Origin of the sequence: Phenylobacterium sp. (genome assembly GCF_036495085.1) — a bacterium.
In the GTDB taxonomy this organism is placed as follows: Bacteria; Pseudomonadota; Alphaproteobacteria; order Caulobacterales; family Caulobacteraceae; genus Phenylobacterium.
Genome location: NZ_DASXNL010000171.1, coordinates 13,868 through 28,640, shown reverse-complemented (window position 1 = coordinate 28,640; position 14,773 = coordinate 13,868). Strand labels below are relative to the sequence as shown.

The window sequence follows — 14,773 nt, the reverse complement described above, 5'->3', positions numbered from 1 at the left end:
CCGGCGGCGGGCGACCGTTCTGGGGGAGGACAGCATGCAACGCCTTACGAAGGGCGCAGCCCTTCTTGCCGCTAGCGCCCTTGCCGCAGGCGGCTCTTTCGGGGTCGCCCACGCAGAAGTCGCCGGCGCGAGCGCCGCCGGCAGCGCCGTCAGCGAAGTCGTGGTCACCGGGTCGCGCATCCGCACCAGTCCGCTCGATCAGACCCAGCCCGTCATCCAGATCGACCAGGCGGCGGTCGCCAAAACCGGCCTCGTCTCCACCGTCGACGTGCTGCAGCGGATCCCCTCCGCCGGCGGCGGCTTGAACTCGAAGTTCAACAACTCCGGCAATTTCGGAAATCCACCCGATGGGGGCGGGGTCGGCGCCGGGTCGGCGGAGATCGACCTCAGGTACCTTTCCTCGCGGCGCGTCCTGGTGCTGGTCGACGGCCTGCGCTGGGTGTCCGGCGCCGCAGCCTCCGGCGTGCCGGGCGCTGTGGACCTGAACACCATCCCAACCTCGATGATCGCCCGCACGGAGATCCTGCAGGAGGGCGCTTCGCCGATCTACGGCTCCGACGCTATCGCCGGGGTGGTCAATATCATCACCAAGCAGCGGCAGGACGGGTTCGAGGCCAACGCCCAGGTCGGCGGCTTCGGCGAGGGCGACGGCTTCAGCCAGGACTACAACTTCTCCTGGGGCGTCAACCAGGAGCACACCAGCGTCGTGATCGGCGGCGGCTACTTCAAGCAGGAACCGGTGCTGGCGGGCGACCGCGACATCTCCCGCTTCCCAGAGCCCTACGCCACGTCTTGCGTGGCCGGCGGTTGCTCCTCAGGCACGCCCAACGCGCGCGTCATCGTGCATGATCCCAACACCAGCCAGGACCTCGACATGACGCTGACGCAGGCGCTCCAGCCTGGGCAGCGTCCGGTCTATATCGCGAGCAATCCCTTCGGCCCGGGGAGCAGCTACAAGCCGTTCACCACCGGCGACCGCTTCAATTTCCAGCCCTACAACTACATCGAGACCCCGCTCGAGCGGCTGAGCTTCTTCGCCTCGATCGCCTCGGACCTGACCGACAAGATCCACATGCGGGCCAAGGCCAGCTACGTGGAACGGAAATCGGCCAACCAGGCCGCGCCCCTGCCCCTGTTCGTCGGCCCCGACGCCGGCAACGGCAACCTCCTGGACACGGTGGCGATCGACAAGACCAACCCCTACAATCCCTTCGGCTTTACGCTGACCAACGGCACCTATTCCTTCGTTGGCCGCCGCCTCGTCGAGGCGGGCCCCCGCCACTACGAACAGACCGTCGACACCTTTAACGTCGACGGCACTCTGGAAGGCGACTTCGACGTCGGCGCGAACACCTGGCACTGGGACGCGAACGCGGTCTGGGCCCGCAACAAGGCCAACCAAACCTTCACCGGCAACGTCAACGCCGCGCGCGTGCAGCAGGCGCTGGGTCCGCTCTCCGGGTGCACCGGCGCCTGCGTGCCGATGAATATCTTCGGCGGGGCGGGCACTATCACGCCCGACCAGCTGGCCTTCATCGGGTTCACGCAGGTGGACTCCTCCCAGCAGGAGTTGAGCGACTACTCCGGCAACCTTACCGGCGACATCTTCGCCCTGCCGGCTGGCCCGTTGGCCTTCGCCGCCGGCCTGGAATACCGCCAGACGCAAGGCTACTTCCGCCCTGACCCGATCGTCACTGAAGGGTTGTCGGCGGACATCCCGGCCCAGCCGGCCAGCGGCAAGATCACGGTCAAGGAAGCCTACGGCGAGCTGCGCATTCCGGTGATCAAGGATACGCCGTTCATCTATCGGCTCGACGCCTCCGTCGCCGCGCGCTGGTTCGACTACTCGACCTCAGGGTCGGACTCGACCTGGAAGGCAGGCATGAACTGGAAGCCCGTCGACGAGGTGCTGGTGCGCGGATCCTGGGGTCAGGGCTTCAGGGCCCCCTCGATCGGCGAGCTTTTCGGCTCGGCTTCGCGCTTCGACCAGGAAATCACAGACCCCTGCTCGAGCTTCCTGACCAACGGCGCCAGCGCCGCCGTACGCGCCAACTGTATCGCACACGGGGTGCCGGCCAACGGCAGTTACACCCAGCTCAACCCACAGCTGCCGGTGATCACCAGCGGTAACGAGCAGCTCAAGCCGGAAACCAGCGAGTCGTGGAACTGGAGCGTGGTGTGGCAGCCTAAGGCCCTGCGCGACGCCTCATGGGCCAGCGGCGGTTCGATCGAGTTGGCCTACACCGACCTGACGCTCGACAACGCCATCCAGGCGCTGGACGGCCAGACGGTGCTCAGCCGCTGCGCCAACACGGGCGACCCGCTTTCCTGCGGCACCATCACGCGCACCGCCTCCGGCACGATCTCGGCGATCTCCAACCCGCTGATCAACATCGGCGGCATCAAGACCCGGGCGATCGACCTCAACATCGTCTGGACCTCGCCGGCCAGCTCCTACGGCCACTTCACCGTCAGTTCCTACACGACGTTCCTTCTGGAGTTCAGCGAGAAGCAGCCGACCTCGACCGGCTTCACCAACATCAAGCGCGAGGGCACCGAACGCGGCAGTCCCGACCTGGCCTACCCGAAGACCAAGTCGAACCTCAGCCTCGATTGGGACAGGGCCGAGTGGGGGGCTACCGGGACCTTGCGTTACATCTCCGCGGTCGACGAGACCGGGGCTGTGAACCGCCTCGATGCGCGGACCTACCTCGACGCCCAGGTCCGCTGGACGCCGGGCTTCCTGGGCGACCAGTTCCGCATCGCCGCAGGGGTGAACAACCTCTTCGACAAGGACCCGCCGGGTTGCATCAGCTGCGGCCTCAACAACTACGATCCGAACGCCTACGACGCGCCGGGGCGGTTCTTCTACCTGCGGTTCAGCTACCGCCAATAGCGCCTGGAGCAAGAGGCGGGTCAGGCGCAATCGCCTGACCGCTGAAGCCCCGACGCGGGATTTGGACGCCGTCCGCCGCTTGACTCCGGCGGCCGGCGGCGCTCCAAGCCCCGCATGATCCCTCGCTATGCCCGCAAGGAAGCCGCCGCGATCTGGAGTCCCCAGACCCGCTTCAAGATTATGTTCGAGATCGAGGCGCATGCCGCCGACGCCATGGCGGAGCTCGGCGTGATCCCGAAGGAAGCCGCCCGGGTGATCTGGGAAAAGGGCCGCGACGCGATCTGGGACGCCGAGCGCATCGACGAGATCGAGCGCGAAGTGAAGCACGACGTCATCGCCTTCCTGACCCATGTCACCGAAGTGGTGGGCCCCGAGGCCAGGTTCCTGCACCAGGGCATGACCTCCTCCGACGTCAACGACACCGCCCTCGCCGTCCAGCTCTGCCGGGCGAGCGACCTGCTCATGGAGGATGTCGACCTCGTGCTGGCGGCGTTGAAACGCCGCGCCTACGAACACCGCCTGACGCCGACTGTCGGCCGCAGCCACGGTATCCACGCCGAGCCCACCACATTCGGCCTGAAGCTCGCCGGCCACTACGCCGAGTTCATGCGCGCCAAGGAGCGGCTGGCCATGGCCCGTTTCGAGATCGCCACCTGTGCGATCTCCGGCGCGGTCGGCACCTTCGCCAACGTCGATCCCAAGGTGGAGGAGTACGTCGCCGGAAAGCTCGGTCTGGCCGTCGAGCCGGTTTCGACCCAGGTGATTCCCCGCGACCGCCACGCGGCCTATTTCTCAGCCTTGGCCGTGGTCGCGTCCTCCATCGAGCGTCTCGCCACTGAAATCCGCCATCTGCAGCGCACCGAGGTGCTGGAGGCTGAGGAGCCCTTCGATCCGGGCCAGAAGGGATCGAGCGCCATGCCGCACAAGCGCAACCCGATCCTGACCGAGAACCTGACCGGCCTTGCCCGTCTGGTCCGTTCCGCCGTGGTGCCGGCGCTGGAAAACGTTGCGCTCTGGCACGAGCGCGACATCAGCCATTCCTCCGTCGAGCGCGGCATCGCGCCGGACGCCACAGTGCACCTGGACTTTGCGCTTCGCCGCCTGGCCTCGGTTGTCGAGCGGCTGGTGATCTACCCGGAGAACATGCTTAAGAACCTCGACCGCCTGGGCGGCCTGGTGCATTCGCAGCGCGTGCTGCTGGCCCTGACCCAGAAAGGCGTCGCACGCGAGACGGCGTATGCCGCCGTCCAGCGCAACGCCATGCGGGTTTGGCGCGGCGAGGGAAATTTCCTCGACTTCCTGAAAGCCGACCCGGACGTGACGCTGAGCAGCCCCGAACTCGCCGAGCTCTTCGACCTCGGCTACCATTTCAAGAATGTGGATCGGGTGTTCGCCCGCGTGTTCGGCGAGCAGGAGGAGCAGAAAGCATCCCGACCCTCGACGATCTCCGCCGCCTGAGCCTGGCGCTGCCGGGCGCCCACGAGGTCAACTTCAAAGGTGACCCCTGGTTCAACGTGGGCAAGAAGACCTTCGCGCTCCATTTGCGCGGCCGCACGATCATGAAGCTCGACAAGGAGCACCAGCACTTCCTGTTCGAAGTGCGGCCCGAGACGTTCCAGAAATGCCCCGTTGGCGCCGGCGTCTGGAGCTACGTCGCACTCGAGCGCCTGGACGACGGTGAACTCGCCGACCTCCTGCTGGAGGCCTGGTCCACCATCGTGCCGAAGAAGGTCAGCCGCCCCGTGCTCGAAGCGGCAAAAGCTTGAATTTGCGTCGCGCGCCGGGATGACAGCCCGCGATCACTTGCCTTCGCGAACGCCCTCGCGCGCCTGAGCCAGCAGTTCGGCCATCTTCATGCGCACTTCGCCCTCGGAGACCGATACCCCGGCTCCCTTCAGGTCCTCGAAGACCTTCCGCAACACGTCGTCTTCGCCCGGTTGTTCGAAGTCGGACTTGACCACGGCCTGGGCGTATTCGGCGATATGCTTGTCGGCCAGGCCCATCAGTCCGGCCGCCCATTCGCCGAGCGCGCGATTGCGCCGAGCCATGGCTTTGAACTCTTGTTCTTGATCGAGCGCGAAACGCTTCTCGAAGCCACGTTCACGATCGTCAAAGGTAGTCATGTGGTCCCCAGGATGGCGTCGCGTAAACCGTGCGATCGGGCGATCCCATATCCCGCCCCGTGCCCCGTCGCAATCGAAAGGCGGAGCCGCGGCGAGGTTTGCGCCTATGGCGCGCATCCGCTAATTTTGCCGCGCCTCAATTGGAGCGAGACGCCGAGTCGGATCCGCGCGTGGCGGATGATCCGCGCGTGTTCGTTTCGCCGACCGGCAGAGCCCTCGCCCGCGGAGAAGGCACGACTATGACCCGCCGTAAGAAGATCTACGAGGGCAAGGCGAAGATCCTCTACGAGGGACCGGAGCCCGGCACGCTCATCCAGTACTTCAAGGACGATACGACCGCTTTCGACGCCACCAAGAAGGCGGTGCTGGAGGGCAAGGGCGTCATCAACAACCGCATCAGCGAGCACATCATGACGCGGCTGGGCTCGATCGGCGTCCAGAACCACTTTATCCGGCGGCTGAACCTGCGCGAGCAATTGATCCGCGAGGTGGAGATCATCCCGCTGGAGGTTGTCTGCCGCAACGTGGCGGCCGGTTCGCTGGCCACGCGCCTGGGCTTGCCCGAAGGCCAGGCGCTGCCCCGCTCGATCATCGAGTTCTACCTGAAGGACGACAAGCTGCACGACCCGATGGTCTCCGAGGAGCACATCACGGCGTTCAACTGGGCCTCGACCCAGGAAATCGACGACATGATGGCGCTCACCCTGCGGGTGAACGACTTCCTGACCGGCATGTTCGGCGCGGTCGGGATCACCCTTGTGGATTTCAAGATCGAGTTCGGTCGCATCTGGGAGAACGAGTTCGCCCGCATCATCCTTGCCGATGAGATCAGCCCGGACAGCTGCCGGCTCTGGGACACTGCGACCAACGAAAAACTCGACAAGGATCGCTTCCGCCGCGACCTCGGCAACGTCATTGAAAGTTATACCGAGGTGGCGCGCCGCCTCGGCATCATGAAAGAGATGCCGACTGTGATTCAGGGAGGCCTTCACTAGTGCGCGCGACCGTCCACGTTTTCCTGAAGCCCGGCGTCCTCGACGTGCAGGGCAAGGCCGTCGAACAGGCCCTGCACGGCCTGGGCTGGAGCGGCGTCGAGCACGTCCGCGTCGGCCGCACTATTGAATTCGATCTCGCCGCCAAGGACGTCGCCGCCGCAGAAGCCGAGGTAAACTCGATGTGCGACAAGCTCTTGGCGAACACGGTGATCGAGAGCTATCGCGTGGAGGTGGCGTGAGGCGGTTCTCCGCCCTGCTCTTCATCGTTCCCTTCGCTACAGCCTGCGCGCCCAAGGCTGAAACGCCCGCCGCCGCGGCGATTGCGCTCGACTGCGCGCAACCCTTTGAGAGCCAGAGCGCGCGGATTGCAGCCCAGCCGCATCTTGCTCCGGCGCCGAAGGAACCGGGCGAGCCTTATCGCTTCTATTCCACCGCGGACGGTTCGGTATCTTACGTGATCACCGAACTCGGCGCGCCCGGCCATCCGGCGATCATCCGGCAGGACGCCTCAGGCGGGCAGATGAAGACCAGCGGGTGCGCCTACGGAAACAAGTTGGGCTACCAGCAGCTGCAGGCCTATGTCGAAAGCCTGAGGTCGGGAGCAAGGCGATGAGCGGATTTCATCTCGCCCAGATCAACATCGGCCGCCTGCTGGCCCCGGTAGACCACCCGAAGCTTGCAGATTTCGTCGCCAACCTCGACCGGATCAATGCGCTTGCCGACGGCCAGCCGGGTTTTGTCTGGCGGCTCACCGGCGAAGGCGGCGACGCCACCGACATCAGGCCGGTGGAGGACGACCCGATGGTCGCCATCAACATGTCGGTCTGGACCGACCTCGACGCGCTAGCCGCCTTCGTCTACCGAACCGCCCATCGCGAGGTGATGCGCCGCCGCCGTGAATGGTTCGAGGGCATGGAGACCTACATGACGCTCTGGTGGGTTCCGCTCGGCCACAGGCCGACACCGGCCGAGGGCATGGCGCGGCTGGCCATCCTCGAACGCCTCGGGCCAGGTCCCGAGGCCTTCACCTTCCGCAACCCCTTCCCGGCCCCCGATGCATCATCGGTGGCTCCCATCCTGGACGAATGCGCATGAAAGCCGCCGTTATCGTATTCCCTGGCTCGAACTGCGACCGTGACTGCAAGGTGGCCATCGAGCGCTCCACCGGCGCCCACGTCGACATGGTCTGGCACGGCGACACCGCCTTGCCCGACGGCCTCGACCTGATCGTGCTGCCGGGCGGCTTTTCCTATGGCGATTACCTGCGCTGCGGGGCCATGGCGTCGCTGTCGCCCGTCATGACCGAGGTCAAGGCGGCGGCCGAACGCGGCGTCGCCACCGTCGGCATCTGCAACGGCTTCCAGGTGCTCTGCGAGGCGCTGATGCTGCCGGGCGCGCTGCTGCGCAACGAACGCCTGAAATACGTCTGCAAACCCGTCGAGCTGGAAGTCACCAACGCCCAAACCCGCTTCACGGCCGCCTACGCCGGGCGCCGCCAGGTGGCGATGACCGTCGGCAACGGCGAGGGCAACTTCTTCGCCGACGAGTCCACACTCGATCGGCTGGAGGGCGAAGGCCAAGTGGTCTTCCGCTACCTCGACAACCCCAACGGCTCGGCCCGTAACATCGCCGGCATCGTGAACGGCCGGGGCAACGTGCTGGGCCTCATGCCGCACCCGGACCGCGCCTTCGAGGCGGAGTTGGGCTCTGCTGACGGTGCTCTTCTCTTCCAGAGCGCGCTCGCGAGCGCCTAGGCGCCTGTCCCGCGCCTGGTCCAGGCGCAGCCCCGCCGCTACCCCAGCGGGCGGCGATCATCGCTTTGCCGCCGCAGACCCTGGCGACACTGGCTTGGCCGCTATGAGTACCAGGCCGGCGTGGTCGTGAGCGTCACGGTCGCCGATGGGCGCCTCTGGTTGGCGGCTCAGGGCGGCGAGGTCGCGGGGTCGGAAGCAGATAGCCGGATGCAGCTACCCAGCGGGCGCGGGCAAGATTTGCTGCCCTCATCGCCGACGAAGTTCTTCTTCCGTCAGTTCGACGCCTCGGTGGAATTCGAACTTGGCGCTGATGGCGAGGTCATCGGCTTCGTGCAGCGCCAGACCGGCCTGAAAACCCGCGCCAGACGGCTCTCCTAGCGAGCTGGGTGCGGAGGCCCAAGCGGCTTCTGCGCTTCGCGCATCGGCGGCCTTCAAAAGTACACAACATCGGCTACGGTCGCGCTGATGAAGCTCGCCCAAGTTCTGCCGATGGCGCTCGGCGCCGTCCTGGCCCTCGCCGGCCCCGCTCTCGCCCAGACCCCGCCGATGACGCCGGACATCCCTGCGACGTTCGACTTCCCGACGGCTCACAACGACTATGTCAAACGTACTGTGATGATCCCCATGCGGGACGGGGTGAAGCTCTACACGGTCATCGTCATGGCCAAGGGGACGCACGACGCCCCGATCCTGCTGACGCGGACGCCCTACAACGCCAAAGGGCGCGCCGAGCGCTTCTCCTCGCCGCATATCGTCGCCGAGCTCGCCCAGATGGATGAGCCCTTCGTCACCGATGGCTACATCCGTGTCTACCAGGACATTCGTGGCAAGTATGGGTCGGAGGGAGACTACGTCGCCACCCGTCCCCTGGTCGGCCCCCTGAACGCCACCAAAGTCGACCACTCCACCGACGCCTGGGACACCATTGACTGGCTTGTGAAAAATACGCCCGAGACCAACGGCCGGGTCGGGATGATCGGCTCGTCCTACGACGGCTTCACGACCGTCATGGGGCTGATCAATCCGCATCCGGCGTTGAAGGCGGCCGCGCCGCAGAGCGCGATGGTCGACGGCTGGATGGGCGACGACTGGTTCCACTACGGCGCTTTCCGCCAGACCAACCTCGACTACTTCACGCGCCAGATGAGCGCCCGCGGCGAAGGTAAGCCCGTCCCGCGCGAGAGCTTCGACGACTACACGAATTTCCTGCGGGCCGGCTCGGCCGGCGACTACGCCCGCGCCGCGGGACTCGACCAGATCCCCTACTATCGCAAAGTCACCGAACATCCGTCCTACGACGCGTTCTGGAGCCGGCAAGCGCTCGACAGGATCCTTGCGGCTCAGCCGCTCAAGGTGCCGACAATGTGGATCGGGGCGCTGTGGGACCAGGAGGATATGTGGGGCACGATCCACGCCTACATGGCCACCGAGCCCAAGGACGTAAATAACGACATGAACTACCTGGTGCTCGGGCCATGGCGCCACTCGGGCGTCAACTACGAGCAACGCCAGTTGAACGCGGTGAAGCTGCCCGGCGACACCGCCACCGAATTCCGGATGAAGGTGCTGAAGCCCTTCTTAGACGCCCACCTGAAGACCAATGCGCCCAAGGCCGACATCCCACCGGTGTTCATCTTCGAGACGGGCTCCATGGAGTGGCGGCGCCTGGCCAAGTGGCCGCTGGCCTGCGAGGCCGGTTGCCCGGCCAGGATGAAGACCCTCTACCTTGAGCCCGGACTTGGCTTGGGTTTCGCCGCACCGGCCGCTTCCGGCCAAGTCTTCGACGAATATGTCTCCGACCCCGCCAAACCCGTCCCCTATGTCCACCGCCCCGTCCGCTCGGACGACGGCGACCAGTGGCGCTATTGGCTGACCACCGACCAGCGCCACGTAGATGGCCGGCCCGACGTGCTGACCTACATGACCGAGCCTCTGAGCGCGCCTCTGCAGATCTCCGGCGCGCCCATCGTCAACCTGTTTGCCTCGACGACAGGCACGGACTCCGACTGGGTGGTGAAGTTGATCGACGTCTATCCGGACACCGTCCCCAGCCAAGTCGAGCTTGGCGGCTATGAGTTGCCCATCGCCATGGACATCTTCCGCGGCCGCTACCGGGAGAGTTTTGAGACACCGAAGGCGATCGTTCCCGGCCAAGTCGAGAAGTACCGCTTCGTCCTGCCGACCGCGAACCACGTCTTCCTGCCCGGACACCGGGTGATGGTGCAGATTCAATCGAGCTGGTTTCCGCTCTACGACCGCAACCCGCAGACCTTCACGCCGAACATCTTCTTCGCCAGGCCGGCCGACTACGCGAAAGCCACGCAGCGCGTCTTCCACGCCGGCGCCCAGGCGACGAACATCGAATTGCCGGTGGTGGAGGCGCGCTGAGCTAGCGGGCCGCGACCCGGGGGCCGGGCGCGGTGTCGACGAGTTCGTCGCCTCCCAAAGTGCGGTAGAGGGTCACCAGGTTGTCCGCCTTGAGCAATCGCGTCGAGGCGAGCGTTCGGCGCGCTGCATAGAGCGTGCGCTGCGCCTCGAGGCTGTTCAGGAACGGGTCGATTCCTTCCTTGTAACGCGCGTCGGCCAGCGCATATCCGTCGCTGGCGGCGGCCACCAGGGCATTCTGGGCGGCCATCTCGTCATTGATGGTTCCGCGGCGCGCGAGCGCATCGGCGACCTCTCGGAAGGATGTCTGGATCGCCTGCTGGTATTGGGCGACGGCGAGCTCGCGCTGACCGTGCGCCAGGTCCAGGTTCGCCACATTGGCTCCCCCCGCGAAGATCGTCTGCGATGCCACGCCCCCCACCGACCAGTTGAAGTTGTGCCCATTCAGCAGCGCGCTCAGCGCCGGGCTCGCCGCGCCTGCCAGGGCCGTCAAGTCGATGATCGGGAAGAAGTTGGCCCGCGCCGCGCCGATCTGGGCGTTTGCGGCGCGCAGCCGATACTCCGCCTGCACTACGTCGGGCCGGCGCAGCAGCACGCGCGAGTCCAAGCCGGCCGGAAGTTCAGCAAGGTAGCCGTCGACACTCTCGATCGAAGCAGGCAGGTCGGAATCCGGCACGCTGGCCCCGACCAGCAGTTCAAGCGCGTTGCGATCCTGCGCCGCGATCGTCGTCAGGTCGGCGACGTCGGAGTTGGCTTGTTCGAGGACGGTCTCGGCTTGCCGCAGGTCCGTGCGCGGCGCGACGCCTCCCTTGAGGCGAGCCCGCGTCAGGTCGACGCTGCGCTGGGCGCTGATAGCGGTTTCCTTGGCGACTACAAGCAGGCTCCGGTCGGTCGCCAGGGTCAGGTATGCGGAGGCCACCTCGGCGACGAGGGTCAGGCGAGCGGCGTGCACGCCCGCCTCGCTGGCGAGATATTGAGCCTGCGCCGCGTGGCTCAAGGACCTTAGTCGGCCGAAGAGATCGATCTCGAAGGAGCTGAGGCCCAGATTGATCGCGTAGCTGCGGCTCGTCACAAAGGGATTGCTGACGATGCCGGTGGGCGAGATCGCTGTGCCGCGGCCACGGGCCTCGGTCCCCCCGAAGTCGGCGTCGACCTTCGGCAGGAGTTGGGCGCGCTCCACGCGATACTGCGAGCGTGCGATGGTGACATTGGCCAGGGCGATGCGCAGGTCCTGATTGTTGGCGATCGAACGGTCGATGATCGCCTGCAGGTGGGGATCCCTGAAGACCTCGCGGTAGCTGACCGAGGGAAGCGGCGACGCAACGGGGGGAGCATAGGCCGCTCCGACGGGCCAGCTTTGCGGTACGGCGGGCGAGGGGCGCACGTAGGCCGGCTCCAGCGTGCAGCCAGCGAGCGCCGTCGCGGCCAGGACCAAGCCTGCTGCTCGCCTCACAGCGTCGCCTCCGATCCATCCGCTAGAGCGGCGTGGACCTTTGCATGACGGCTCTTGAAGATCCCGCGGACCATCACGAAGAACATTGGAACGAAAAAGATGGCCAAGACTGTCGCCGTCAGCATGCCGCCGACGACCGCTGTGCCGATGGCGATCCGGCTCTGGGCGCCGGCGCCGGTCGCGACGGCCAGTGGCAGCACGCCGAACACGAAGGCCATGCTGGTCATAAGGATTGGCCGCAGCCGCAGGCGGGCCGCCTCGATTGCGGCCTCGTAGGGTTTCAAGCCACGCTTCTCAGCCCCTTCGGCGAACTCGACGATCAGGATGGCGTTTTTGGCCGACAGCCCCATGGTGGTCAGCAGCCCGACCTGGAAATAGACATCGTTGGACAGCCCGCGGGATGCGACCGCGATCGCCGCGCCCAGCAGACCCAGTGGAATGACCATCAGCACTGAGAACGGCACCGACCAGCTCTCATAGAGCGCAGCCAGGCAGAGGAAGACGACCAGCAGCGACACCGCATACAGCAGAGGCGCTTGTCCGCCTGAGAGCCTTTCCTGATACGAGAGGCCGCTCCAGTCGACCGAGACCCCGCCCAGCTTGGCGGCGATCTTGGTCATGTGGTCCATCGCTTCGCCGGAACTGCGGCCTTCGGCAGCGTCGCCCTGGATTTCGAAGGCGCTGACGCCATTGAAGCGCAGCAACGTCGAGGGCGCCCGGCCCCAGCTCGATTGGGCGAAAGCGGAAAATGGCGCCATGGTCCCGTTCGACGAACGCACGAACCAGTTGGCCAGGTCCTCGGGGCGGCTACGGAAGGGCGCATCGCCCTGTACGAAGACCCGTTTGACACGGCCGCGATCGACGAAGTCGTTCACGTAAGTCCCGCCCCAAGCGGCAGTCAGGGTGGCGTCCACCTGGGCCTGGGACAGGCCGAGTGCGCCCACCTTATCCTGATCGATGTCGACCGCGAGGGTCGGGTTGTCGTCGAGCGAATTCTGCCGCACCGAGGTGAGCACAGGGTCATTGCGCGCCGCGTCCAGGAGCTGGTTCACACGGCCCTTGAAGTCCGTACGGCTCAGGCCGCCGGTGTTCAGCAGTTCCATGGTGAAGCCGCTGGACTGACCAAGGCCGCGCACCGGCGGCGGATTGAGGGCGAAGAACTGCACGTCACGCAGGGACGACAACGCCCGGTTGGCGCGCTGTGTGATTGCTTGGGCAGTGTTCTCGCTTCCCTTGCGCTCGCTCCAGTCCTTGAGGTGCATGAAGCCGCGCCCTGTATTCTGGCCGGTGCCGGACTGCGCCTGTCCCAGCACCATGAAGATGTCGCGAACGTTCGCCTCCTCCTTGGTGAGGAAATAGGTCTCGATCGCCTTGACCGCCGCCAGCGTCCGCGCCTGCGTCGCGCCTGGCGGCAGGGTGTATTGCATCTGCGTTCCGCCCTGGTCCTCCGAGGGCAGAAAGCTCGTGGGCAGGCGCAGGAAGGTCACCACCAGGGCGGCCACCAGCACGGCGTAGATGATCAACGCCACTCGCGTCCGGGCGATCACCGCCTTGACGCCGCGCTCGTAGCGCTCCGCGGTCTTGGCGAACCAGACGTTGAAGCGGCCGCCGAAACGGGTCAGCACCCGGTCCATGACGTTGGCTTGATGGTGCTCTTCCCCCGGCCGCTTGAGGAGGGTCGCGGCCAACGCGGGCGATAGGGTGAGCGCCACGATCACCGACAACATCATCGATGAAACAATGGTGATCGAGAATTGCCGGTAGATCACGCCCACCGACCCACCGAAAAAGGCCATCGGCAGGAACACCGCCGACAGCACCAGTGCGATGGCGATCAGCGCCATCTGCACCTGGTCCATCGACTTGATGGTCGCCTCGCGTGGACTGATCCCCGGCTCCTCATGCATTATCCGCTCGACGTTTTCGACGACGACAATGGCGTCGTCGACGAGGAGTCCGATGGACAGCACCAGGCCGAACAGCGTCAGGACGTTGATACTGAAGTGGAAGGCCGCAAGGATGCCAAACGTCCCCAGCAGCACCACCGGCACCGCGATCGCCGGAATGAGCGTCGCGCGCCAGCTCTGTAGGAAGACGAACATCACGATGATCACCAGCACGATGGCTTCGATCAGGGTGATCACGACCTCCTTCACCGACAGCTTGATGAAAGCTGTCGAGTCGTTGGGGAAGGAGTAGCGGAAGCCCGGCGGGAATGCGGGAGCACGCCGCGCGACCTCGGCCTTCACCAGTTCGGCCGTCTTCAGTGCGTCGGCGCCGGGCGCCAGCTGGATTGCGATACCGGCCCCGGGATGGGTGCTCAGGCGGCTTAGCGAGGCATAGCTTTCGCTACCCAGCTCAACCTTGGCGACGTCCCGCAGCAAAACCTTCGACCCGTTCGTCTGAGTCTTGACGATGATGTTCCTGAATTGGTCTGGATTGGTGAGGCGCGAACGCGCAGTGACCGTGGCGTTGAGCATCTGGACGCCAGGCGACGGTTGGCCGCCGATCTCGCCGGCCGCAACCTGGGTGTTTTGCGCCTGAATCGCCGAGATCACGTCGCTGGGCATCAGGTTGAAGCTCGCCAGCTTGAACGGGTCGAGCCAGATGCGCATGGCGTATTGCGAGCCGAATACGTTGAGGTCGCCGACACCAGGGATGCGCCCAATCGCCTCCTGCATGTTGGTCACGAGGTAGTCGGCGACGTCGGCGCTCGTGTGCCTGTCACTCTCGTCGTAGACGGCGACGACCATCAGGAAGTCGGCGTTGGACTTGGTGACGACCAGGCCTTGCTGCTGGACCTCTTGCGGCATCCTGGGCAGCGCCTGCTGCACCTTGTTCTGCACCTGCACCTGGGCGATGTCGGGGTTTGTCCCCTTGTTGAAGGTGGCGGTGATCCCAACCTGGCCGGCCGAGTTGGAGGACGACTGGAAGTAGATCATCCCGTCGATGCCGGTGAGCTGCTGCTCGATGATCTGGGTGACGCTGGCCTCCAGCACCTCGGCCGAGGCGCCTGGATAGGTGGCGCGGATGTTCACCGAGGGCGGTGCGATGTCGGGGTATTGCTCCACCGACAGCGAGCGGATCGCGCCCACCCCGGTGAGCATGATCACGATCGCGATCACCCAGGCGAAGACTGGCCTGTCGATGAAAATCCGGGAGATCAT

At 65.7% G+C, this 14,773-nt stretch carries 13 protein-coding genes; 10 read left to right on the top strand and 3 right to left on the bottom strand.

Annotation, left to right across the window (positions count from 1 at the left end; translation table 11 throughout):
• Positions 1–34 precede the first annotated feature (34 nt).
• The 3 genes from VGI62_RS18745 to VGI62_RS18735 all read left to right on the top strand — a co-directional run bounded on the left by VGI62_RS18745 (position 35) and on the right by VGI62_RS18735 (position 4,662).
• Positions 35–2,896, top strand: a complete 2,862-nt coding sequence (locus VGI62_RS18745) for a TonB-dependent receptor domain-containing protein (RefSeq protein WP_331506075.1) — start codon at positions 35–37, stop codon at positions 2,894–2,896.
• Between the two features lie 114 nt (positions 2,897–3,010).
• Positions 3,011–4,354 carry an adenylosuccinate lyase gene (gene purB, locus VGI62_RS18740; protein ID WP_331506074.1) on the top strand — a complete coding sequence of 448 codons (1,344 nt, stop codon included), beginning with the start codon at positions 3,011–3,013 and terminating at the stop codon, positions 4,352–4,354.
• Positions 4,324–4,662, top strand: a complete 339-nt coding sequence (locus VGI62_RS18735) for an MmcQ/YjbR family DNA-binding protein (protein ID WP_331506131.1) — start codon at positions 4,324–4,326, stop codon at positions 4,660–4,662. The genes purB and VGI62_RS18735 overlap by 31 nt, the downstream gene beginning before the upstream one ends.
• A gap of 33 nt (positions 4,663–4,695) precedes the next feature.
• Here VGI62_RS18735 and VGI62_RS18730 read toward each other — a convergent pair whose 3' ends face one another.
• Positions 4,696–5,019: a DUF1476 domain-containing protein gene (locus tag VGI62_RS18730; protein WP_331506073.1), complete on the bottom strand. Its 324-nt coding sequence runs from the start codon at positions 5,017–5,019 to the stop codon at positions 4,696–4,698.
• A 239-nt stretch (positions 5,020–5,258) separates the two neighbouring features.
• On the opposite strand from VGI62_RS18730, the gene purC reads away from it, so the two are divergent.
• From purC to VGI62_RS18695, 7 genes are all read left to right on the top strand, one after another.
• The gene (gene purC / locus VGI62_RS18725; protein WP_331506072.1) at positions 5,259–6,014 is read left to right on the top strand and encodes a phosphoribosylaminoimidazolesuccinocarboxamide synthase; all 756 of its coding nucleotides are present in this window, start codon (positions 5,259–5,261) and stop codon (positions 6,012–6,014) included.
• A complete protein-coding gene (gene purS, locus VGI62_RS18720; RefSeq protein ID WP_331506071.1) occupies positions 6,014–6,253 on the top strand; it encodes a phosphoribosylformylglycinamidine synthase subunit PurS in 240 nt (79 codons plus the stop codon). The genes purC and purS overlap by 1 nt, the downstream gene beginning before the upstream one ends.
• Positions 6,250–6,627, top strand: a complete 378-nt coding sequence (locus VGI62_RS18715) for a hypothetical protein (RefSeq protein WP_331506069.1) — start codon at positions 6,250–6,252, stop codon at positions 6,625–6,627. The genes purS and VGI62_RS18715 overlap by 4 nt, the downstream gene beginning before the upstream one ends.
• Entirely contained in the window at positions 6,624–7,109 is a 486-nt protein-coding gene (locus VGI62_RS18710; protein ID WP_331506068.1) for a DUF3291 domain-containing protein, read from the top strand. Before VGI62_RS18715 ends, VGI62_RS18710 begins: the two co-directional genes overlap by 4 nt.
• Complete coding sequence (purQ, locus tag VGI62_RS18705; RefSeq protein ID WP_331506067.1) at positions 7,106–7,768, top strand: phosphoribosylformylglycinamidine synthase subunit PurQ; 663 nt, start codon at positions 7,106–7,108, stop codon at positions 7,766–7,768. Before VGI62_RS18710 ends, purQ begins: the two co-directional genes overlap by 4 nt.
• Positions 7,769–7,888: 120 nt before the next feature.
• Positions 7,889–8,146, top strand: a complete 258-nt coding sequence (locus VGI62_RS18700) for a hypothetical protein (RefSeq protein ID WP_331506066.1) — start codon at positions 7,889–7,891, stop codon at positions 8,144–8,146.
• An 87-nt stretch (positions 8,147–8,233) separates the two neighbouring features.
• Positions 8,234–10,156, top strand: a complete 1,923-nt coding sequence (locus VGI62_RS18695; protein WP_331506065.1) for a CocE/NonD family hydrolase — start codon at positions 8,234–8,236, stop codon at positions 10,154–10,156.
• A gap of 1 nt (position 10,157) precedes the next feature.
• On the opposite strand, the gene VGI62_RS18690 is transcribed toward VGI62_RS18695, so the two are convergent.
• Both VGI62_RS18690 and VGI62_RS18685 read right to left on the bottom strand, forming a co-directional pair.
• Complete coding sequence (locus tag VGI62_RS18690; RefSeq protein WP_331506064.1) at positions 10,158–11,606, bottom strand: efflux transporter outer membrane subunit; 1,449 nt, start codon at positions 11,604–11,606, stop codon at positions 10,158–10,160.
• On the bottom strand, positions 11,603–14,773 hold the full coding sequence (locus VGI62_RS18685) for an efflux RND transporter permease subunit (protein WP_331506063.1): 3,171 nt from the start codon (positions 14,771–14,773) through the stop codon (positions 11,603–11,605). Before VGI62_RS18685 ends, VGI62_RS18690 begins: the two co-directional genes overlap by 4 nt.

Bases quoted from the DNA above. Each gene is read 5' to 3' on its own strand.
- VGI62_RS18685 (WP_331506063.1), bottom strand. From the start codon at position 14,773: ATGATCTCCCGGATTTTCATCGACAGGCCAGTCTTCGCCTGGGTGATC.
- VGI62_RS18695 (WP_331506065.1), top strand. From the start codon at position 8,234: ATGAAGCTCGCCCAAGTTCTGCCGATGGCGCTCGGCGCCGTCCTGGCC.
- VGI62_RS18745 (WP_331506075.1), top strand. From the start codon at position 35: ATGCAACGCCTTACGAAGGGCGCAGCCCTTCTTGCCGCTAGCGCCCTT.
- VGI62_RS18710 (WP_331506068.1), top strand. From the start codon at position 6,624: ATGAGCGGATTTCATCTCGCCCAGATCAACATCGGCCGCCTGCTGGCC.
- purC (WP_331506072.1), top strand. From the start codon at position 5,259: ATGACCCGCCGTAAGAAGATCTACGAGGGCAAGGCGAAGATCCTCTAC.
- purB (WP_331506074.1), top strand. From the start codon at position 3,011: ATGATCCCTCGCTATGCCCGCAAGGAAGCCGCCGCGATCTGGAGTCCC.
- VGI62_RS18730 (WP_331506073.1), bottom strand. From the start codon at position 5,019: ATGACTACCTTTGACGATCGTGAACGTGGCTTCGAGAAGCGTTTCGCG.
- purQ (WP_331506067.1), top strand. From the start codon at position 7,106: ATGAAAGCCGCCGTTATCGTATTCCCTGGCTCGAACTGCGACCGTGAC.